The sequence below is a fragment of the Pantoea sp. Ae19-2 genome (genome assembly GCF_059801205.1).
The window spans coordinates 2,961,598-2,982,529 of record NZ_JBCHWE010000001.1 but is presented as its reverse complement, the minus strand read 5'-3'; the positions used below and the strand labels follow the sequence as shown (position 1 = coordinate 2,982,529).

General features: G+C 53.2%; 17 protein-coding genes, 2 tRNA genes and 3 rRNA genes. 13 read left to right on the top strand and 9 right to left on the bottom strand.

Features of this window, described 5'->3' with window-relative positions; translation table 11 throughout:
• The first annotated feature begins 5 nt into the window (after positions 1-5).
• From accA to AAIE03_RS13875, 5 genes are all read left to right on the top strand, one after another.
• Complete coding sequence (gene accA / locus AAIE03_RS13895; protein WP_013024701.1) at positions 6-962, top strand: acetyl-CoA carboxylase carboxyl transferase subunit alpha; 957 nt, start codon at positions 6-8, stop codon at positions 960-962.
• Positions 963-1,083: 121 nt separating this feature from the next.
• Complete coding sequence (locus tag AAIE03_RS13890; RefSeq protein ID WP_019106450.1) at positions 1,084-3,231, top strand: lysine decarboxylase LdcC; 2,148 nt, start codon at positions 1,084-1,086, stop codon at positions 3,229-3,231.
• Between the two features lie 29 nt (positions 3,232-3,260).
• A complete protein-coding gene (locus AAIE03_RS13885; protein WP_014592971.1) occupies positions 3,261-3,650 on the top strand; it encodes a VOC family protein in 390 nt (129 codons plus the stop codon).
• A gap of 47 nt (positions 3,651-3,697) precedes the next feature.
• Positions 3,698-5,005, top strand: a complete 1,308-nt coding sequence (gene tilS, locus AAIE03_RS13880) for a tRNA lysidine(34) synthetase TilS (RefSeq protein WP_200286656.1) — start codon at positions 3,698-3,700, stop codon at positions 5,003-5,005.
• Positions 5,005-5,313: a c-type cytochrome gene (locus tag AAIE03_RS13875; RefSeq protein WP_200286655.1), complete on the top strand. Its 309-nt coding sequence runs from the start codon at positions 5,005-5,007 to the stop codon at positions 5,311-5,313. The genes tilS and AAIE03_RS13875 overlap by 1 nt, the downstream gene beginning before the upstream one ends.
• Positions 5,314-5,350: 37 nt before the next feature.
• Here AAIE03_RS13875 and rof read toward each other — a convergent pair whose 3' ends face one another.
• Both rof and AAIE03_RS13865 read right to left on the bottom strand, forming a co-directional pair.
• Positions 5,351-5,611: a Rho-binding antiterminator gene (gene rof / locus AAIE03_RS13870; protein ID WP_013024706.1), complete on the bottom strand. Its 261-nt coding sequence runs from the start codon at positions 5,609-5,611 to the stop codon at positions 5,351-5,353.
• Positions 5,598-5,798, bottom strand: a complete 201-nt coding sequence (locus AAIE03_RS13865) for a YaeP family protein (protein ID WP_014606545.1) — start codon at positions 5,796-5,798, stop codon at positions 5,598-5,600. Before AAIE03_RS13865 ends, rof begins: the two co-directional genes overlap by 14 nt.
• A gap of 217 nt (positions 5,799-6,015) precedes the next feature.
• Here AAIE03_RS13865 and arfB point away from each other — a divergent pair, with 217 nt between their 5' ends.
• Positions 6,016-6,426, top strand: coding sequence for an alternative ribosome rescue aminoacyl-tRNA hydrolase ArfB (gene arfB, locus AAIE03_RS13860; protein WP_013024708.1), 411 nt, complete (start codon positions 6,016-6,018; stop codon positions 6,424-6,426).
• Between the two features lie 118 nt (positions 6,427-6,544).
• Here arfB and proS read toward each other — a convergent pair whose 3' ends face one another.
• From proS to metN, 6 genes are all read right to left on the bottom strand, one after another.
• Positions 6,545-8,263 (bottom strand): proline--tRNA ligase, encoded by a 1,719-nt coding sequence (proS, locus tag AAIE03_RS13855; protein WP_013024709.1) that lies wholly within the window; start codon positions 8,261-8,263, stop codon positions 6,545-6,547.
• 88 nt (positions 8,264-8,351) lie between these two features.
• Positions 8,352-9,056, bottom strand: a complete 705-nt coding sequence (tsaA, locus tag AAIE03_RS13850) for a tRNA (N6-threonylcarbamoyladenosine(37)-N6)-methyltransferase TrmO (protein WP_013024710.1) — start codon at positions 9,054-9,056, stop codon at positions 8,352-8,354.
• Entirely contained in the window at positions 9,053-9,451 is a 399-nt protein-coding gene (rcsF, locus tag AAIE03_RS13845; RefSeq protein WP_014592974.1) for an envelope stress sensor lipoprotein RcsF, read from the bottom strand. The genes tsaA and rcsF overlap by 4 nt, the downstream gene beginning before the upstream one ends.
• A gap of 126 nt (positions 9,452-9,577) precedes the next feature.
• Entirely contained in the window at positions 9,578-10,393 is an 816-nt protein-coding gene (locus AAIE03_RS13840) for a MetQ/NlpA family lipoprotein (protein ID WP_014592975.1), read from the bottom strand.
• A 29-nt stretch (positions 10,394-10,422) separates the two neighbouring features.
• Complete coding sequence (locus tag AAIE03_RS13835; RefSeq protein ID WP_013024713.1) at positions 10,423-11,076, bottom strand: methionine ABC transporter permease MetI; 654 nt, start codon at positions 11,074-11,076, stop codon at positions 10,423-10,425.
• The gene (gene metN / locus AAIE03_RS13830) at positions 11,069-12,100 is read right to left on the bottom strand and encodes a methionine ABC transporter ATP-binding protein MetN (protein ID WP_020693764.1); all 1,032 of its coding nucleotides are present in this window, start codon (positions 12,098-12,100) and stop codon (positions 11,069-11,071) included. The genes AAIE03_RS13835 and metN overlap by 8 nt, the downstream gene beginning before the upstream one ends.
• A gap of 188 nt (positions 12,101-12,288) precedes the next feature.
• On the opposite strand from metN, the gene gmhB reads away from it, so the two are divergent.
• The 6 genes from gmhB (at position 12,289) to AAIE03_RS13800 (ending at position 18,729) form a co-directional block, all read left to right on the top strand.
• Entirely contained in the window at positions 12,289-12,849 is a 561-nt protein-coding gene (gene gmhB / locus AAIE03_RS13825; RefSeq protein WP_014606544.1) for a D-glycero-beta-D-manno-heptose 1,7-bisphosphate 7-phosphatase, read from the top strand.
• A gap of 411 nt (positions 12,850-13,260) precedes the next feature.
• Positions 13,261-14,802: ribosomal RNA gene (locus AAIE03_RS13820) — 16S ribosomal RNA — on the top strand.
• Between the two features lie 85 nt (positions 14,803-14,887).
• Positions 14,888-14,963 (top strand) — tRNA-Glu (locus AAIE03_RS13815).
• A gap of 221 nt (positions 14,964-15,184) precedes the next feature.
• Positions 15,185-18,089 (top strand): 23S ribosomal RNA (locus tag AAIE03_RS13810).
• Positions 18,090-18,301: 212 nt separating this feature from the next.
• Positions 18,302-18,417, top strand: a 5S ribosomal RNA gene (gene rrf, locus AAIE03_RS13805).
• The 16S, 23S and 5S rRNA genes sit together here with 2 tRNA genes alongside, the layout of an rRNA operon.
• Before the next feature lie 235 nt (positions 18,418-18,652).
• A tRNA-Asp gene (locus tag AAIE03_RS13800) sits at positions 18,653-18,729 on the top strand.
• 114 nt (positions 18,730-18,843) lie between these two features.
• Here the strand turns inward: AAIE03_RS13800 and yafC are convergent.
• The gene (yafC, locus tag AAIE03_RS13795) at positions 18,844-19,782 is read right to left on the bottom strand and encodes a DNA-binding transcriptional regulator YafC (protein WP_491652765.1); all 939 of its coding nucleotides are present in this window, start codon (positions 19,780-19,782) and stop codon (positions 18,844-18,846) included.
• Positions 19,783-20,066: 284 nt separating this feature from the next.
• On the opposite strand from yafC, the gene AAIE03_RS13790 reads away from it, so the two are divergent.
• A complete protein-coding gene (locus AAIE03_RS13790; protein WP_014606543.1) occupies positions 20,067-20,858 on the top strand; it encodes an endonuclease/exonuclease/phosphatase family protein in 792 nt (263 codons plus the stop codon).
• The last annotated feature ends 74 nt before the right edge of the window (positions 20,859-20,932 follow it).

The following is a 20,932-nucleotide window of genomic DNA, read 5'->3' as shown; positions in this document are numbered from 1 at the left end:
ACATTATGAGTCTTAATTACCTGGATTTTGAACAGCCAATTGCAGAACTGGAAGCGAAGATTGATTCGCTAACCTCGATTGGTCGTCAGGACGATAAACACGTCAATCTCGACGAAGAAGTGAAGCGACTGCGCGAGAAAAGCGTTGAGCTGACCCGTAAAATCTTCGCCGATTTGGGCGCATGGCAAATTGCACAACTGGCACGCCATCCGCTACGTCCTTATACCTTTGATTACGTGCGCAATGCCTTTGACGATTTCGATGAGCTGGCGGGTGACCGTGCTTATGCGGATGACAAAGCCATTGTGGGCGGGATTGCGCGCCTTGATGGTCGCCCGGTCATGATCATTGGTCACCAGAAAGGACGTGAAACCAAAGAGAAGATTCGCCGTAATTTTGGCATGCCAGCACCAGAAGGCTATCGCAAAGCGCTGCGCCTGATGGAAATGGCTGAGCGTTTCAAGATGCCAATCCTGACCTTTATCGACACGCCTGGCGCTTATCCTGGCGTTGGTGCGGAAGAGCGTGGTCAGTCTGAGGCTATTGCCCGTAATCTGCGGGAAATGTCCGGTCTGAAGGTGCCTGTGATCTGTACGGTCATCGGTGAAGGCGGTTCCGGTGGTGCGCTGGCCATTGGTGTGGGTGATAAAGTTAACATGCTGCAGTACAGCACTTACTCTGTTATCTCTCCGGAAGGCTGTGCCTCTATTCTGTGGAAAAGCGCCGATAAAGCGCCTCTGGCAGCCGAAGCGATGGGTATTACCGCGCCGCGTCTGAAAGAGCTGAAGCTGATTGACTCGGTTATCCCTGAGCCACTGGGCGGGGCGCATCGTCATCCTGTCGAAATGGCGCAGTCGCTGAAACAGCAACTGCTGGCCGATCTGGCCGATCTGGAAGGGCTCAGCACCGAAGAACTGCTCGATCGCCGTTATCAACGTCTGATGAGCTACGGCTACGCCTGATTGTGCTTCATGACGATAAAGCGGACTTCGGTCCGCTTTTTTTATGCCATTAATCTGACTGCAGTTGAGTGGCATCATTCGCTATGCTTACTTAATGCCTCAACAATCAGGGAGATGTGCATTGAATATTCTGGCGATCATGGGCGCGCATGGCGTGTTTTACAAAGATGAACCCTTGCGCGAACTGGAAGTCGCGCTGAGTCAGCAAGGTTTTCAACTCATCCGGCCGAAAAACAATGACGATCTGCTAAAACTCATTGAACACAATCCCCGTATCAGCGGCGTCATTTTTGACTGGGATGAACACAACAGCCCGGAGCTGTGTGGTGAAATCAATCAGCTTAATGAATACCTGCCGCTGTATGCCTTTATCAATACCCATTCCCAGATGGATATCAGTATTAATGAAATGCGTATGCCGCTGCATTTCTTTGAATATGCGCTGAATGCCGCCGACGATATTGCTCTTCACATCCGACAGTACACCGATGACTACCTCGACAACATCACGCCGCCGTTGACCAAAGCGTTGTTTACCTATGTGAAAGAGGGGAAATACACCTTCTGTACCCCTGGCCATATGGCCGGTACGGCCTTCCAGAAAAGCCCGGTCGGCTGCTTGTTCTATGACTTTTTTGGTGCCAATACGCTGAAGTCGGATATCTCGATTTCGGTAACGGAACTGGGATCGCTGCTGGACCACACAGGGCCGCATCTGGAAGCCGAGGAGTATATCGCCCGCACTTTTGGTGCGGAACAGAGCTACATGGTGACCAACGGCACCTCGACCTCGAATAAAATCGTCGGAATGTATGCTGCCCCGGCAGGCAGCACGATTCTGGTGGACCGCAACTGCCATAAGTCGCTCACGCATCTGTTGATGATGAGCGATTTGATCCCCATCTGGCTCAAGCCAACACGCAACGCATTGGGTATTTTGGGCGGTATTCCGCAAAAAGAGTTCACCCGTGCCAGCATCGAGCAAAAAGTGGCGGTCACGCCGCGCGCCAGTTGGCCAGTACATGCGGTGATCACCAATTCGACCTACGACGGTTTGCTCTACAACACTCAGTACATCAAGCAAACCCTTGAGGTGCCGTCGATCCACTTTGATTCTGCCTGGGTTCCCTATACCAACTTTCATCCCATCTATGAGGGGAAAAGCGGCATGAGCGGTGAGCGGGTGCCGGGTAAAGTCTTCTATGAAACGCAGTCCACCCATAAACTGCTGGCGGCTTTTTCCCAGGCTTCGCTGATTCATATTAAAGGCGACTATGACGAGCAGACGTTTAATGAAGCCTACATGATGCACACCACCACCTCACCGAACTATGCCATCGTCTCATCCATTGAGACAGCGGCGGCGATGCTGCGGGGAAATCCGGGCAAAAGGCTCATTAACCGGTCAGTGGAACGCGCCCTGCATTTCCGTCGTGAGATACAGCGGTTGCGAGAAGAGTGCGACAGCTGGTTTTTTGATATCTGGCAGCCTGAACACGTTGATGAAGCCCAGTGCTGGCCGATACAGCCGGGGGAAGAGGACTGGCACGGATTCACCCAGGCCGATCGCGACCACATGTATCTTGATCCGATCAAGGTAACGATCCTGACACCCGGCATGAGCGAGCTGGGCGTGATGGCGGAAGAGGGCATTCCGGCGGCGCTGGTGGCGAAGTTCCTGGATGAGCGCGGCATCGTGGTTGAAAAAACCGGCCCTTACAATCTGTTATTCCTGTTTAGTATCGGCATTGATAAAACCAAAGCGATGAGCGTGCTGCGAGGGTTAACGGAATTTAAGCGCGCCTACGATCTCAATCTCCGGGTCAAAAATATGTTGCCGGATCTCTATGCGGAGGATCCCGATTTTTATCGCAACATGCGTATTCAGGCGCTGGCGCAGGGGATCCACCGTCTTATCCAGCAACATGATTTACCGCGGCTCATGTTGAAGGCGTTTGACGTGTTGCCCGAGATGAAAATGACGCCGCATCAGGCTTTTCAGCAACAGGTGAAGGGCAATATTGAAACCGTGAACATCAATGAGCTGGTGGGCCGCATCTCTGCCAACATGATCCTGCCTTATCCTCCGGGCGTTCCTCTGGTGATGCCTGGTGAAATGATCACAGAACAAAGCCGCGCCGTACTCGACTTCCTGTTAATGCTGTGTAGCATTGGACGCCACTATCCTGGCTTTGAGACGGATATTCACGGCGCGATCCTCACCGAAGAGGGGGAATATCGGGTACGTGTGCTGAAACAGGCCGGGTAACAGGACGTCATGTTTAACAGGAAGCAACGATGCTACAGCTAACGCACATCCATCATATCGCGATCATTGCATCAGACTATTCGCGCAGCAAAGCGTTTTACTGCGACATTCTGGGGTTTGAACTGCAAAGCGAACACTATCGTGAAGCGCGTGATTCGTGGAAAGGGGATCTGGCACTGAACGGTCAGTATACGATTGAGCTGTTTTCGTTTCCCACACCGCCCGCACGCGTCAGTCAACCGGAAGCCTGTGGCCTGCGTCATCTGGCCTTCAGCGTGCCGGACGTTGAAGCGGCGATGCGCTATCTGGCAACGCAGGGCGTGATATGTGAAGCGATCCGCATCGATGAGCTCACCGGAAAGCCCTGCACGTTCTTTGCCGATCCGGATGGTTTGCCGCTGGAACTCTATCAGGCGTAAAATGGCGGCTTTGGGCTACTCCACTGGCCGCGGTATGGATTGAGAACATGTCTGATTTTGACGCACTGTTAAAGGAAAATGACGCGCTGGTCGTGGCGTTCAGCGGTGGTCTGGATTCTACCGTTCTGCTTCATCAACTGCGGGCCTGGCAGCAAGCGCGCCCGCGGTCACGGCTGCGTGCGCTGCATGTGCATCATGGCCTCAGCCCGAATGCCGATAGCTGGGCAGCGCACTGCCTGTGCCTGTGCGAACGGTGGCAGATTCCTTGTGAAGTCCTGCGTGTGCAGGTAACGGATCAGGGACAAGGCATTGAAGCGGCAGCGCGGCAGGTACGCTATCAGGCTCTGGGGCAGGCGCTGTGCGCGGATGAAAAGCTGCTAACCGCGCAGCATCTGGACGATCAGTGTGAAACGCTGCTCCTGGCGCTGAAGCGCGGCAGCGGCCCGGCGGGCCTGGCGGCCATGCCGGCGGCGGCGACGTTTGCCGGACATGCCTTACTCAGACCCTTGTTAAACCATTCCCGCCTGAGCCTGGAGCAGTACGCCAAGGCGCATCAACTGGTCTGGGTTGAAGATGAAAGCAATCAGGATCAGCGCTATGACCGAAACTTTCTGCGTCAGCAGCTGTTGCCGACGCTTCTGCGCCGCTGGCCGCATTTTGCCGAGGCGTCGGCGCGCAGTGCCGCCTTGTGTGGCGAGCAGGAGCAACTGCTGGATGAGTTACTGGCTGAGCCGCTTAGCGAGCTTATTCAACCCGACGGTAGCCTGTGCTTCACACCTTTGCTGACCATGAGTGAGGTAAAAGGCAACGCCCTGCTGCGCCGCTGGCTGGCCGCTCAGGGCGAGAAAATGCCGTCGCGCGAAGCATTACGTCGAATCCGTCAGGAGATCATGTTGTGCCGTGAAGATGCGCAGCCGCGCCTGAAGCTGGGCAACCACGAGATCCGTCGCTACCGGCAGCAGCTTTACCACTTGCCGCTCAGCGCCTCTTTAGCTGACTGTGAAATCGCCTGGAATGACGTCGAACAACCTCTGCATTTGCCACAAAACCTGGGCGTACTGACGGCCGAAAAAAGCACGAGTACGCTTCGCTGCCCACAACCGCAGGAGCAGGTATTCGTGCGGTTTCACGCAACAGGCTATGTGCATATCGTGAATCGCCCAGGCGGACGTGACATAAAAAAAATCTGGCAGAGGCTGAATATCCCGCCCTGGCAACGCGCGCGCATTCCATTAATCTATTTTAATCAGACGTTGATTTGCGCGCCCGGGCTGTTTGTTACCCGCGAAGGTGCCAGCGAGGATGCCGCTGGCTGGCAAGTCAACTGGCAGAAAACGACGGGAGAGTCGGAATAATGCAACGCATAGCAGCCTTGCTGCTGATAACTGTTTTACCGGTCCACGCCGCAGGCGATGTGAAAGCGGGTGAGCAACGCGCGGCCGCCTGTATGGCCTGTCACGGGGCACAGGGTAAAGCAACCACGCCTCTCTATCCCAATCTGGCTGGCCAAAATGCGGCCTATCTTAACCACGCATTACAGGCCTATAAGAAAGGGGAACGCAGCGGGGGACAGGCTGAAGTCATGAAGGCGTTTGTGGCAGGCTTAAATGATGAGGATATGGCGAATTTAGCCGCCTATTACAGTTCGTTGAAACCTGAATGAGGTGGGCGGGAGTGCATCCCGCCCGACGGGAAGTGAATTACTCTTCGCTGACAACAACGGTGCCGAGTTCAGGATGGCTGAAGCTGGCAATGTGATCGAGGCGTAACTCGCGCGTTTCACCGGAAAGGTCAATCGCCAGATATTCAACGTTTTTACGTGAAAGAATATCTTTGGCTTTGGCCTTAAGCTGTTCACCGTCTTTTAACTCCAGCGACAGCATCCAGTTTTTTTGGCAGGCGAGTTCCAGATTATCGTAGTCATCGCAATTGATGGGTTTATAAGCTTCATTCATCAACATAGTCGCTCACCAATAAGTTTGCGGCGGCATAGGCCGCCTGTTCCCTGAGAGAAGCGTTTAGCGCAACATTCGCGGCAATATCATCCAGCGCTTTTAAGGCGCAGCCAATGGCATCGGGTACATATCCCAGATCTCCGCTGCCGATTTCGGCATATTTTTGGCGAACTAACTCACAATATTTTTGCACAGGCACCTCCTCAGCAGAGCAGAAACACTCTGGTTGATTAGCGACTATATCACAGGCATTTCCAGAAAATCAGCCAGGCAAAAACAGGAACCGCGCGCAAATCACTGCTAAAGTAGCTGGCTACGCCGTCTAAGACGACCCAGGATAAAGCACGAAAGGTTCAGTGAATGGATAGCCCCATACAAAAAAACGCGTACTGCACGCAGGCAGGTGACAGATGATTATGCTGTCACGCAACGTTGAGCTGCCGGACAGTGAAATTGAACTGACGGCTATTCGGGCGCAGGGTTCTGGCGGTCAGCATGTGAATAAAACCAGCACCGCCATTCATCTACGTTTCGACATTGCCGCCTCGTCCTTGCCACCGTTCTATAAAGAGCGACTGCTAAATGCCAGCCACCATTTAATTACCGGTGACGGAACCGTGATCATCAAGGCGCAGGAGTACCGGAGTCAGGAGATGAACAGGGAGGCGGCACTGCAGCGGCTGGTCAACCTGATCCGCGAACTTACCACGGTAGAGAAAGTCCGGCGCTCAACACGACCTACGCGCGCCTCGAAAGAGCGCAGGCTGGAGGGCAAGTCACGGCGCAGCAATACCAAAGCGCTGCGCGGCAAGGTGCAATAAGGGACATGTGCATGGGGCGTTATGACAAGTCAGACAGGAACAGAATGCGGGAACAAGCCTGATAGTCGCACGTTATTCAGCAAAAAAAAACGCCCCTTAAAGGGGCGTTATAGTGCGGTTACTTGTTAAGCGCGTTAAGCAGAAATTCGACAATTTCATCCTGCTTGATCATCTGCTTCTCACCGGCACGACGGGCTTTATACTCAATCTCCTGATTATCAAGATTGCGATCGCCAATCACGATGGTGTGCGGTACGCCAATCAGCTCCATATCCGCAAACATCACGCCCGGACGCTCTTTACGATCGTCCAGAATCACCTCTACGCCTTTGGCGCGCAGCGTGTTGTACAGCTCTTCCGCTAACTCTTTCACGCGGAACGATTTCTGCATGTTCATCGGCAGAATCGCCACTTCGAACGGCGCCAGCGCAGCAGGCCAGATGATGCCGCGGTCGTCATGGTTCTGCTCGATGGCCGCCGCAACCACGCGGGTGATGCCGATGCCGTAGCAGCCCATGGTCATGATCTGGTTACGACCGTCTTCGCCCTGTACGGAGGCTTTCATCGCTTCAGAGTATTTGGTGCCCAGCTGGAAAATGTGGCCGACTTCGATACCACGTTTAATCTGCAACGTACCTTTGCCATCCGGGCTCAGGTCACCTTCCACGACGTTACGCAGATCGGCTACCTGCGCCATTGGCAGATCGCGTTCCCAGTTGATGCCGAAATAGTGTTTACCCTCAATGTTGGCACCGGCACTAAAATCGCTCATCTTCGCCACGGTACGGTCTGCGATAACTGGCATATTCAGCCCCACTGGGCCGAGCGAACCAGGACCCGCACCAACCGCTGCGCGGATCTCTTCTTCGGTGGCAAAGGTCAGCGGAGAAGCAACCAGAGGCGATTTCTCTGCCTTGATTTCGTTCAGTTCGTGATCGCCGCGAACCAGCAACGCCACCAACGCGTGACCGCTTTCTTCTGCGCCCTTCACCATCAGGGTTTTCACGGTTTTCTCAATCGGCTGCTGGAACTGGCTCACCAGTTCTGCGATGGTTTTGGTATTCGGCGTATCCACCTCACGCATCTCTTCTGCAGGCGCAGGACGATCGCCCGCGGGCGCGACGGCTTCAGCAAATTCAATGTTGGCGGCGAAGTCAGACGCCGTTGAGAAAATCACGTCATCCTCACCGCTCTGCGCCAGCACCTGAAATTCGTGAGATGCGCTACCACCAATTGAGCCGGTATCAGCCTGCACTGCACGGAAATCCAGCCCCATACGATTGAAAATCTGGCTGTAGGCGCGATACATCGCGTCATAGGTTTCCTGCAGCGATTCCTGAGAAGTATGGAAGGAGTAAGCATCCTTCATGATGAATTCACGCGAACGCATTACGCCAAAGCGCGGGCGCACTTCATCACGGAATTTAGTCTGGATTTGATACAGATTCAGCGGCAGCTGTTTGTAGGAGCTCAGCTCATTACGAATCAGATCGGTGATCACTTCTTCGTGCGTCGGACCGAGCACAAACGGGCGCTCATGGCGATCGGCAACACGCAATAGCTCTGGACCGTACTGTTCCCAGCGACCGCTCTCCTGCCACAGATCGGCGGGTTGCACCACAGGCATTGAAATCTCAATGGCACCGGCATTGTTCATTTCTTCACGGACGATGTTTTCGACCTTTTTTAATACGCGCAGTCCGGTTGGCAGCCAGGTATATAAGCCTGAAGCCAGTTTACGGATCATCCCGGCACGCAGCATCAGCTGGTGGCTGATCACTTCCGCGTCAGAAGGTGTCTCTTTCTGAGTAGAGAGCAGATATTGAGTAGTACGCATTGATTACGATTCCAGTTGATCGGAAATTCACAGACAAAATTTGCTGGCGGCTAGTGTACCAGTGAGATCACTGGCTAAAAAGCGGGTTTTAACGCGGATCGATAGCCACCACTTCCGTCCCTGCGTCATCAATGCGCCAGCGCACGTTAAACTCCATTAGCCAGGCGGCATATTCCCTGTCCTGGATTTCACCTTTACGGTAAGCGGGCCGCGGATCCTGAGCGAGAACGTCGCTGATAAAGCGTGCCAGATGCGGATAGCGGGCGTGCTGTTGCAACTGCTGTTGGGCAAGCGCTGAAAACCGGACCGGCATAGTGCTTTCCGGCGCGGCCTGCGCGAAACCGGCGCGCGCTTCGGGCAGGGCCTCGGCAAAAGGCAGGTAAGGTTTAATATCGACAACCGGCGTACCGTCCACTAAATCCAGGCTGCCCAGTTGCAGAATGACCTGCTGCTTCTCGCAGCGAATGCCTTTGAGCTCAACCAGCGACATGCCGACGGGATTGGGGCGAAAGGTGGAGCGGGTGGCAAAAACGCCCATGCGCGCGTTACCGCCCAGCCGTGGAGGCCGTACGGTAGGGCGCCAGCCGCCTTCCATGGTCTGATGAAAAACAAACAGAATCCAGAGGTGGCTGAAGTCTTCCAGGCCGCGCACGGCATCCGCCTGGTTATAAGGCGGCAAAAGATGCAGTTCGCCGCCGCCGTCCTGTACCAGCCCAGGCTGACGCGGCACGGCGAACTTCTCTTTCCAGGGAGAACGGATCACGCCGATTTGCGCAAAGGCGAATTCACTCATTGACTGGTGACTTTCAACGCCGATCCCTGACAAACAGCCTGACGGTAGCAGCCCGGCGTGCTGCTGACGATTTCACATTTATGCAGCAGCACAGCATTGGCTTTCATCTGTGACGCTTTAATCTGCATACGTTTACGTGCGGTAGCGATATTTGGGGGGGAGCTCTGATTGCTCACCTGGCAATCTTCAGCGGACACTTCGCCTAAATCGCGGAAGGGTTTGCTCACCAGATCGGCCGCATCGGTGTAAACCTTAACAGGCGCGGGACGATACGTTGGCTTACGTGTCGGTTCGCTGGATTGCTGCGGATGAGAAGGTGCGCTGCTTATTGGGTGGTACTCTCGAACACACCCTGTCAGCATCAATGCTAACAAGCAGAGCGGTAAAAAACGCATGGCAACATCCTCAAGTTTCAAAAAGTGGCGTTATTGAAACAAGGACACGGATAAATAACAAGTCAGCAAAGCGCAATATCAGAAAGGGCGGCTATAAGCCGCCCTGAGGAGAGATGGGAGGCTGAATTACCAGCCTTTAACTGCACCACCGTTAAAGACTTTGTTCGCCGCATCCGCGACCTCGTCAGACTGATAAGCCTGCACGAATTTTTTCACGTTTTCTGCGTCTTTATTGTCCTCACGCGCAACAATCAGGTTCACGTACGGTGAGTCTTTATCTTCAACAAAGATGCCATCTTTCGCCGGTGTCAGGCCGATCTGGCTGGCGTAAGTCGTGTTGATGACCGCCAGTGCGATTTGCTGATCGTCCAGCGAACGTGGCAGCTGTGGCGCTTCCAGCTCAACAATCTTCAGATGTTTTGGATTCTCAACGATATCCAGTGAGGTTGGCAGCAGGCCCACACCGTCTTTCAGCTTAATCAGGCCCACTTTCTGCAGCAGCAGCAGCGAACGACCAAGGTTAGTTGGATCATTAGGAATGGCAACCTGCGCGCCGTCCTGCAGTTGGTCGAGTGATTTGATCTTTTTCGAGTAGCCCGCAATCGGATAAACGAAAGAGTTACCAACGGATACCAGCTTGTAACCACGATCTTTGATTTGTTGATCCAGATACGGTTTATGCTGGAAGGCATTCACATCAATATCACCTTTGCTCAGTGCTTCGTTAGGCAGCACGTAGTCGTTAAAGGTGACCAGCTCAACATCCAGGCCATACTTGTCTTTAGCGACTTTAGCCGCCGCTTCCGCAACCTGCTGTTCTGCGCCGACAATCACGCCCACTTTAATGTGGTTTGGATCTTTGGCTTTTTGATCGCATCCTGCCAGCGCAATCGCGCCAATTAATGCACCCACAGCGGCAATTTTTTTAAATTTGAAAGACATATCCTTTCCTTAATAGTGATATTGCTTGCTTATTTATGGGACACAGCACGCACGATGCGGTCGCCACAGAATTGTATGAGATACACCAAAACGACTAATAACACTAATACCGTATTCATCACTGTCGCGTTATATCCGATATAACCGTATTGGTAGCCAATCTGTCCCAGACCGCCCGCGCCCACGGCTCCGCCCATTGCAGAGTAGCCGACCAGCGTAATCAACGTGATGGTGGCCGCATTGACGAGGCCGGGCAGGGCTTCGGGCAGCAGCACTTTTCGCACGATTTGCATCGGTGTGGCACCCATGGCGCGTGACGCTTCGATCAGTCCGGTTGGCAGTTCCAGCAGGGCGTTCTCAACCATACGGGCAATAAAGGGCGCCGCACCCACGGTCAGTGGCACAATGGCGGCCTGCAAGCCAATAGAGGTGCCAACAATGATGCGGGTAAACGGAATCATCCAGACCAGCAGGATAATAAAGGGAATAGAGCGGAAGATGTTGACCAGCGCCGACAGCACCCGATACAAACCTTTGTTTTCCAGAATCTGACCCGGACGGGTCACATAGAGCAGGACGCCTACCGGTAATCCCAGTACGAAACCGAAAAAGCCAGAGACAAAGGTCATCATCAACGTTTCCCACACGCCGCGCCCCAGCAACGCAATCATCGCTTCAGACATAACCTAGTACCTCTACTTTTACGTGATGTTCCTGCAGCCACTGAATCGCGGCCTGTGTATCGCTTTCGCTGCCGTGAATTTCCGCCAGCATGATGCCGAACTTCACACCGCCGGCATAATCCATCTGCGCACTAATAATGTTGTTGTTGATATTGAAACGACGCGCGGCTTCAGAGAGTAAAGGTGCATCGACAGACTGCCCGGTGAATTCCATACGCAGTAAGGGCATGCTCTCTGGGCCTGCTTCAGGTGACAGGCGCTGTTGATAATCGTCCGGAATATCCAGGTGCAGCGTTGACTGGATAAACTGTTGTGCCAGCGGCGTTTTAGGATGCGAGAAGACTTCGCTCACGCTGTCCTTTTCAATTAACTCGCCCTGGCTTATCACTGCGACCTGATCGCAGATGCGTTTTACGACATCCATCTCATGCGTAATCAGCAGAATGGTCAGGCCAAGACGACGGTTAATATCTTTGAGCAATTCAAGAATCGAACGGGTTGTTGCCGGATCGAGCGCGCTGGTGGCTTCATCACACAGAAGGACTTTGGGATTGCTTGCCAGCGCACGCGCGATAGCGACGCGCTGTTTCTGACCACCGGAAAGATTGGCTGGCCAGGCGTCGTGTTTATCAGCCAGGCCGACCAGATCCAGCAGCTCGGTCACACGCTTTTTAATTTCCTCACGAGAGAGCTGACCCAGCTCTAACGGCAGCGCAACGTTGCCCGCAACCGTGCGTGAGTTCATCAGGTTAAAGTGCTGGAAAATCATGCCGATCTGACGGCGGGCTTGAGTCAGTTGCCGTTCGCCCAGCGCCGTTAAGTCTGCACCGTCAACCAGCACGCGGCCGGAAGTCGGGCGTTCAAGCAGATTCACGCAACGAATGAGCGTGCTTTTACCGGCACCGGATGCACCGATGACGCCATAGATTTGCCCGGCAGGTACGTGCAGGCTGACATTTGATAATGCCTGTATCGATCGCGAACCTTGCTGGAACACTTTGGTAATATTTTCTAATTTAATCATTACGTTATTTATTATCGTCTTGCATTGTCCGTGGTCTGGTGTGCTCTCATCACTGAAAGCATGCATAAGCTGGATGGATGGTAAGGCATCCAGACGTCTAAATCAATGGAAGTGATTCAATCAGACATTCTCCCTTTAATCGCAATCGTGCGATACTGATCGGCAATTTTTATAGCAGGAGTTTTTACGTGACGAATAAAGTCCCGGCCATTTTTCTCGATCGCGATGGCACCCTCAATGTTGATCACGGCTACGTCCACGAAATCGATAATTTCCAGTTTATTGATGGCGTCATTGAAGCATTGCAACAATTAAAGAAGATGGGCTTTGCGTTGGTTGTCGTGACTAACCAGTCTGGTATTGCTCGCGGTATGTTTAGCGAAGATCAGTTTATGCGGCTTACCGAGTGGATGGACTGGTCGCTGGCCGATCGGGATATTGACCTTGATGGGATCTATTTCTGCCCGCACCTTCCCGACGCGACGATTGAAGAATATCGCCAGCAGTGTGACTGCCGTAAGCCTCAGCCCGGGATGTTACTGTCCGCGCAACAAGAGTTGCACATCGATATGGCGGCCTCTTATATGGTGGGTGACAAACTGGAAGATATGCAGGCCGCCGAGGCAGCCGGCGTAGGTAAGAAAGTCCTTGTGCGCAGCGGTAAGCCGGTCACGGCTGAAGGTGAAGCGCTGGCTGACTGGGTAATAAAGAGTCTTGCCGAGTTACCTGCCCGTATTAAAAGCGCGTAAAACAGCCCCTTTGTGCAAATTTCAGACGAACAGCAAAAAAGTTCAAATTTGCACTTGCGCTCTGTGAAAGCTTCCCTATAATGCGCCTCCACTGACACGGCACAACGGCTTACGTAACGCGGTGTTCAGCAGGAGGCTCCCAGGAGTTTCCGCCGGAGAAAAACTTCTGAAAAAGAGGTTGACTCTGAAGGAGGAAAGCGTAATATACGCCACCTCGCGACAGACGGTTAACCCGCTGTTCGCACTGCTCTTTAACAATTTATCAGACAATCTGTGTGGGCACTCGCAGGATTGATATCAGCGTCTCCGGACGTAAAAAATATCAAAGCCTCACGAGTGAACACATAATGAAATTCATTATGACGTTTTACAGATGAGCACCGCTGAACTGGTTTCAGCAAATCAAACTTTAAATTGAAGAGTTTGATCATGGCTCAGATTGAACGCTGGCGGCAGGCCTAACACATGCAAGTCGGACGGTAGCACAGAGGAGCTTGCTCCTCGGGTGACGAGTGGCGGACGGGTGAGTAATGTCTGGGGATCTGCCCGATAGAGGGGGATAACCACTGGAAACGGTGGCTAATACCGCATAACGTCGCAAGACCAAAGAGGGGGACCTTCGGGCCTCTCACTATCGGATGAACCCAGATGGGATTAGCTAGTAGGCGGGGTAACGGCCCACCTAGGCGACGATCCCTAGCTGGTCTGAGAGGATGACCAGCCACACTGGAACTGAGACACGGTCCAGACTCCTACGGGAGGCAGCAGTGGGGAATATTGCACAATGGGCGCAAGCCTGATGCAGCCATGCCGCGTGTATGAAGAAGGCCTTCGGGTTGTAAAGTACTTTCAGCGGGGAGGAAGGCGATGTGGTTAATAACCGCATTGATTGACGTTACCCGCAGAAGAAGCACCGGCTAACTCCGTGCCAGCAGCCGCGGTAATACGGAGGGTGCAAGCGTTAATCGGAATTACTGGGCGTAAAGCGCACGCAGGCGGTCTGTTAAGTCAGATGTGAAATCCCCGGGCTTAACCTGGGAACTGCATTTGAAACTGGCAGGCTTGAGTCTCGTAGAGGGGGGTAGAATTCCAGGTGTAGCGGTGAAATGCGTAGAGATCTGGAGGAATACCGGTGGCGAAGGCGGCCCCCTGGACGAAGACTGACGCTCAGGTGCGAAAGCGTGGGGAGCAAACAGGATTAGATACCCTGGTAGTCCACGCCGTAAACGATGTCGACTTGGAGGTTGTTCCCTTGAGGAGTGGCTTCCGGAGCTAACGCGTTAAGTCGACCGCCTGGGGAGTACGGCCGCAAGGTTAAAACTCAAATGAATTGACGGGGGCCCGCACAAGCGGTGGAGCATGTGGTTTAATTCGATGCAACGCGAAGAACCTTACCTACTCTTGACATCCAGAGAACTTAGCAGAGATGCTTTGGTGCCTTCGGGAACTCTGAGACAGGTGCTGCATGGCTGTCGTCAGCTCGTGTTGTGAAATGTTGGGTTAAGTCCCGCAACGAGCGCAACCCTTATCCTTTGTTGCCAGCGATTCGGTCGGGAACTCAAAGGAGACTGCCGGTGATAAACCGGAGGAAGGTGGGGATGACGTCAAGTCATCATGGCCCTTACGAGTAGGGCTACACACGTGCTACAATGGCGCATACAAAGAGAAGCGACCTCGCGAGAGCAAGCGGACCTCATAAAGTGCGTCGTAGTCCGGATTGGAGTCTGCAACTCGACTCCATGAAGTCGGAATCGCTAGTAATCGTAGATCAGAATGCTACGGTGAATACGTTCCCGGGCCTTGTACACACCGCCCGTCACACCATGGGAGTGGGTTGCAAAAGAAGTAGGTAGCTTAACCTTCGGGAGGGCGCTTACCACTTTGTGATTCATGACTGGGGTGAAGTCGTAACAAGGTAACCGTAGGGGAACCTGCGGTTGGATCACCTCCTTACCTAAAAGATACAACCCGCGTAGTGCTCACACAGATTGTCTGATAGATGTAGAGAAGCAAGGCGTCTTGCGATTGAGACTTCAGTGTCCCCTTCGTCTAGAGGCCCAGGACACCGCCCTTTCACGGCGGTAACAGGGGTTCGAATCCCCTAGGGGACGCCACTTGCTGGTATGTAAGTGAAAGTTGCGTGCCGAACTATCTCAAAGCTGACTTGAAAGAGTCATGTTTGAGATATTTGCTCTTTAACAATCCGGAACAAGCTGAAAATTGAAACGACATGTCGTCTCATTCTTCCGTAATAAAGAATGAGGTTAAGACATGTTCGAGTCTCTCAAATTTTCACAACAGCGATTGTGTCTTACGAGACACCTTCGGGTTGTGAGGTTAAGCGACTAAGCGTACACGGTGGATGCCCTGGCAGTCAGAGGCGATGAAGGACGTGCTAATCTGCGATAAGCGTCGGTAAGGTGATATGAACCGTTATAGCCGGCGATTTCCGAATGGGGAAACCCAGTGTGATTCGTCACACTATCATTGCGTGAATACATAGCGTAATGAAGCGAACCGGGGGAACTGAAACATCTAAGTACCCCGAGGAAAAGAAATCAACCGAGATTCCCCCAGTAGCGGCGAGCGAACGGGGAGCAGCCCAGAACCTGAATCAGTTTGTGTGTTAGTGGAAGCGTCTGGAAAGTCGCAGGGTACAGGGTGATACTCCCGTACACTAAAATGCACATACTGTGAGTTCGAAGAGTAGGGCGGGACACGTGGTATCCTGTCTGAATATGGGGGGACCATCCTCCAAGGCTAAATACTCCTGACTGACCGATAGTGAACCAGTACCGTGAGGGAAAGGCGAAAAGAACCCCGGCGAGGGGAGTGAAAAAGAACCTGAAACCGTGTACGTACAAGCAGTGGGAGCCTCTTTATGGGGTGACTGCGTACCTTTTGTATAATGGGTCAGCGACTTATATTCTGTAGCAAGGTTAACCGTATAGGGGAGCCGCAGGGAAACCGAGTCTTAACTGGGCGTTAAGTTGCAGGGTATAGACCCGAAACCCGGTGATCTAGCCATGGGCAGGTTGAAGGTTGGGTAACACTAACTGGAGGACCGAACCGACTAATGTTGAAAAATTAGCGGATGACCTGTGGCTGGGGGTGAAAGGCCAATCAAACCGGGAGATAGCTGGTTCTCCCCGAAAGCTATTTAGGTAGCGCCTCGTGAACTCATCTCCGGGGGTAGAGCACTGTTTCGGCTAGGGGGCCATCCCGGCTTACCAACCCGATGCAAACTGCGAATACCGGAGAATGTTATCACGGGAGACACACGGCGGGTGCTAACGTCCGTCGTGAAGAGGGAAACAACCCAGACCGCCAGCTAAGGTCCCAAAGTCATGGTTAAGTGGGAAACGATGTGGGAAGGCCCAGACAGCCAGGATGTTGGCTTAGAAGCAGCCATCATTTAAAGAAAGCGTAATAGCTCACTGGTCGAGTCGGCCTGCGCGGAAGATGTAACGGGGCTAAACCATGCACCGAAGCTGCGGCAGCGACACTATGTGTTGTTGGGTAGGGGAGCGTTCTGTAAGCCGTCGAAGGTGTGCTGTGAGGCATGCTGGAGGTATCAGAAGTGCGAATGCTGACATAAGTAACGATAAACAAGGTGAAAAACCTTGTCGCCGGAAGACCAAGGGTTCCTGTTCAACGTTAATCGGAGCAGGGTGAGTCGACCCCTAAGGCGAGGCCGAAAGGCGTAGTCGATGGGAAACAGGTTAATATTCCTGTACTTGGTGTTACTGCGAAGGGGGGACGGAGAAGGCTATATCAGCCGGGCGACGGTTGTCCCGGTTTAAGCGTGTAGGTGTGTGTTCCAGGCAAATCCGGTTCACTTTACACTGAGGCGTGACGACGAGGCACTACGGTGCTGAAGTGATAAATGCCCTGCTTCCAGGAAAAGCCTCTAAGCATCAGGTAACACAAAATCGTACCCCAAACCGACACAGGTGGTCAGGTAGAGAATACCAAGGCGCTTGAGAGAACTCGGGTGAAGGAACTAGGCAAAATGGTGCCGTAACTTCGGGAGAAGGCACGCTGGCGCGTAGGTGAAGGGACTTGCTCCCGGAGCTGAAGCCAGTCGAAGATACCAGCTGGCTGCAACTGTTTATTAAAAACACAGCACTGTGCAAACACGAAAGTGGACGTATACGGTGTGACGCCTGCCCGGTGCCGGAAGGTTAATTGATGGGGTTATCCGCAAGGAGAAGCTCTTGATCGAAGCCCCGGTAAACGGCGGCCGTAACTATAACGGTCCTAAGGTAGCGAAATTCCTTGTCGGGTAAGTTCCGACCTGCACGAATGGCGTAATGATGGCCAGGCTGTCTCCACCCGAGACTCAGTGAAATTGAAATCGCTGTGAAGATGCAGTGTACCCGCGGCAAGACGGAAAGACCCCGTGAACCTTTACTACAGCTTGACACTGAACACTGAGCCTTGATGTGTAGGATAGGTGGGAGGCTTTGAAGCGTGGACGCCAGTCTGCGTGGAGCCGGCCTTGAAATACCACCCTTTAATGTTTGGTGTTCTAACGTAGGCCCGTAATCCGGGCTGCGGACAGTGTCTGGTGGGTAGTTTGACTGGGGCGGTCTCCTCCCAAAGCGTAACGGAGGAGCACGAAGGTTGGCTAATCCTGGTCGGACATCAGGAGGTTAGTGCAATGGCATAAGCCAGCTTGACTGCGAGAGTGACGGCTCGAGCAGGTGCGAAAGCAGGTCATAGTGATCCGGTGGTTCTGAATGGAAGGGCCATCGCTCAACGGATAAAAGGTACTCCGGGGATAACAGGCTGATACCGCCCAAGAGTTCATATCGACGGCGGTGTTTGGCACCTCGATGTCGGCTCATCACATCCTGGGGCTGAAGTAGGTCCCAAGGGTACGGCTGTTCGCCGTTTAAAGTGGTACGCGAGCTGGGTTTAGAACGTCGTGAGACAGTTCGGTCCCTATCTGCCGTGGGCGCTGGAGAATTGAGGGGGGTTGCTCCTAGTACGAGAGGACCGGAGTGAACGCACCGCTGGTGTCCGGGTTGTCACGCCAGTGGCACTGCCCGGTAGCTAAGTGCGGAAAAGATAAGTGCTGAAAGCATCTAAGCACGAAACTTGCCCCGAGATGAGTTCTCCCTGAGCCTTTAAGGCTCCTGAAGGGACGTTGAAGACGACGACGTTGATAGGCCGGGTGTGTAAGCGCAGCGATGCGTTGAGCTTACCGGTACTAATGACCCGTGAGGCTTAACCTTACAACGCCAGAGGCGTTTTGGTAGAGAGACGATTTAAATTTTCAGCATTGTTTACCGGATAAAGAATCTGCGGAAACGAAAGATTTTGCGCTGAGTGCAAGGCGGCAACCGAGACGGGGTGAAGGAGCATACTGAGGTATGTGACTGAGCGGCGCGAGGGAAGCCAGCGCGGCAGCAGCGTGAAAGACGCAGGACGGAGCACAAAGAATTTGCCTGGCGGCCTTAGCGCGGTGGTCCCACCTGACCCCATGCCGAACTCAGAAGTGAAACGCCGTAGCGCCGATGGTAGTGTGGGGTCTCCCCATGCGAGAGTAGGGAACTGCCAGGCATCAAATTGAAGGACCTGCACGTAACCTCGGGCAGTTCACTACTCAGTAGAGTAGGACAAAAGCGAACGCTTTTGAACGCTGCGAAGCAGCGGCCCGAAGGGTGAATCACAGCGTGATTCATAAACTGCCAGGCATCAAATTAAGACCAGTACGCTGGTCGTGACCTTACCGGTGACGCGGAAGGGCGATATACCTGATATCAGAACGTTTTTCTGACGTCAGTACAGAATCGGTGGAGCGGTAGTTCAGTTGGTTAGAATACCTGCCTGTCACGCAGGGGGTCGCGGGTTCGAGCCCCGTCCGTTCCGCCACTTAATTGGAAAGCCCTGACTTAACGGTCAGGGCTTTTTCCATTTCTGAGCCAAAATAATTGCCATTACTCTTCCACACGGCAACGTCTCACAGGCTGTAGCGAGCACAGCCCTTCAGGGCTTTATAGAGAGGTGTTGCTGCAAATCGTTTTGCACATGCCAGGGCTGTCTGACCACCCACTCACTGAGAAAATCAATAAAGGCACGCACGCGCTGGGTTACGCCGAGATCGCTGTAATACACGGCGTTAAAGGGCATCTCAACCGGCAAACGCTGATCGGACATGATCTCCACCAGGCTGCCTTCTTCAATTTCTTTATGCACCATGTAATCTGACAGACAGGCGATACCATTCCCTTCCAGGCAAAGCTGCTTGATGGTCTCTCCGCTATTTGAATCGAGCTCAGAACGAATGCCATAAAGTTCGCCGCCTTCACAGGCCACAGGCCAACGATTAAGGCGCGGTGCATCAATAAAACCAAGACACTGATGATTATCCAGATCGGCCGCCCGCAAAGGTATACCGTGTTTTTTCAAATAGTCGGGAGAGGCAATGAGACGGCGATAGCTGATAAAAAGCAGTCGCGCTCTGAGGCCAGAATCCGTCAGACTGCCTGCCCGAATTGCCACATCGACTTTTCGCTCAATCAGGTTGATAAAGTTTTCAGAAGAAATCAGCGAAAGCGCGATGTCCGGATAGCGTTCCCGAAAGGACTTTATCATCGGCATGATGAGATGCAATATGACTGGCGTAGCTGCGTCTATCCGCAACAGCCCTTTGGGCACATCACGGCTTTCCATCAACTCGTTTTCCGCCGCGGTCATCACCTGAAGAAAATGTTGGACCTGCTGAAAATAACGTTCCCCTTCCTGCGTTAATGCAAGATTGCGGGTCGTTCGCGTAAGTAAGGCCAGCCCCAGCTTAGTTTCCAGCTTCTTAATCGTACGGCTTACGGCAGAGTTGGCCATCTCTAACGTCTCGGCAGCCCGGCTGAAGCTTCCACTTTCAACCACGCTCACAAATACTTTCAGTTCTTCAGACGATGCCTTCATGGTGTCTCTTCACGCCAAATAGCCTGTAGGCCGATAGAACTGTTATTAAAGCACAGCACTGACCTGGCCCCTTGGCGCGAAAGGCTTTTTCCCGATAAGACAGATGATAAATTATGCCGCGCTTGAGCAGACCGGCCCACAAGACAGCGTATCAATACAGCCCGTTATGATTAAAATAAACAGAGTGGGTTTGGAACAATCGGCAGCATCCATTGAAACCGCGTACTAAAATCCCTATAACAGATAAGTCATACGACTTTTTGAACGATTAGCCAGGCGGGAAAGTGCGCAAAAAAACCTACGCGATGAGATATGTAGCCGGACAGCCAGCGGAGAGGATCTTTCCCCCGGGTGCAATGTTTCATCTCGGCCAGGCGCTGCCTCCCGGCGCGCCGCTCCCCGCTCACCCCAATCTTAAAGTGCTGGTATGGAATATCTTTAAACAGCAGCGTGCCGACTGGATGTCCGTACTGGAAGGCTTTGGTAAAGATGCGCATCTGGTTCTGCTCCAGGAAGCGCAAACCACGCCAGAGCTTATCCGATTTGCGACCAGCAACTATCTGGCGGCCGATCAGGTTCCGGCATTCGTGTTGCCTCAGCATCCCTCTGGCGTGATGACACTGGCTTCCGCTCACCCAGTCTACTGTTGCCCTTTGCGCGAGCGAGAGCCGCTTCTGAGGCTCTCTAAATCGGCTTTAGTCACGGCCTATCCGTTACCCACGGGTGAAACGCTTATGGTAGTCAACATTCATGCCGTAAACTTTAGTCTGGGCGTGGATGTCTACAGTAAACAACTTGGGCCTATTGGCGAACAGATCGTTCACCACCGTGGTCCGGTTATCATGGCTGGCGATTTCAATGCGTGGAGTCGTCAACGGATTAACGCGCTTTACCGGTTTGCTCATCAGATGCAGCTGGAAGAGGTGATGTTCACCGCGGATCATCGACGTAAAGCCTTTGGCCGGCCGTTAGATTTCGTCTTCTATCGCGACATGCACGTTAGTGAGGCGTCAGTGCTGGTGACGCGCGCATCCGATCATAATCCCTTACTGGTCGAATTTAACGCCAGTCGGTGAGGAGAATCTCGCGGAGAGACGTTCTGTCAGGAGGAGAGGGCGAAACGCCGGGAGATCATGCAAAGTGCAGAAGA

Coding starts and splice junctions, on each gene's coding strand:
- proS (WP_013024709.1), bottom strand. CDS start 8,263: ATGCGTACTACTCAATATCTGCTCTCTACTCAGAAAGAGACACCTTCT.
- AAIE03_RS13840 (WP_014592975.1), bottom strand. CDS start 10,393: ATGTCTTTCAAATTTAAAAAAATTGCCGCTGTGGGTGCATTAATTGGC.
- tilS (WP_200286656.1), top strand. CDS start 3,698: ATGTCTGATTTTGACGCACTGTTAAAGGAAAATGACGCGCTGGTCGTG.
- accA (WP_013024701.1), top strand. CDS start 6: ATGAGTCTTAATTACCTGGATTTTGAACAGCCAATTGCAGAACTGGAA.
- AAIE03_RS13835 (WP_013024713.1), bottom strand. CDS start 11,076: ATGTCTGAAGCGATGATTGCGTTGCTGGGGCGCGGCGTGTGGGAAACG.
- AAIE03_RS13875 (WP_200286655.1), top strand. CDS start 5,005: ATGCAACGCATAGCAGCCTTGCTGCTGATAACTGTTTTACCGGTCCAC.
- arfB (WP_013024708.1), top strand. CDS start 6,016: ATGATTATGCTGTCACGCAACGTTGAGCTGCCGGACAGTGAAATTGAA.
- metN (WP_020693764.1), bottom strand. CDS start 12,100: ATGATTAAATTAGAAAATATTACCAAAGTGTTCCAGCAAGGTTCGCGA.
- AAIE03_RS13885 (WP_014592971.1), top strand. CDS start 3,261: ATGCTACAGCTAACGCACATCCATCATATCGCGATCATTGCATCAGAC.
- rcsF (WP_014592974.1), bottom strand. CDS start 9,451: ATGCGTTTTTTACCGCTCTGCTTGTTAGCATTGATGCTGACAGGGTGT.
- yafC (WP_491652765.1), bottom strand. CDS start 19,782: ATGAAGGCATCGTCTGAAGAACTGAAAGTATTTGTGAGCGTGGTTGAA.
- rof (WP_013024706.1), bottom strand. CDS start 5,611: ATGTTGATGAATGAAGCTTATAAACCCATCAATTGCGATGACTACGAT.
- tsaA (WP_013024710.1), bottom strand. CDS start 9,056: ATGAGTGAATTCGCCTTTGCGCAAATCGGCGTGATCCGTTCTCCCTGG.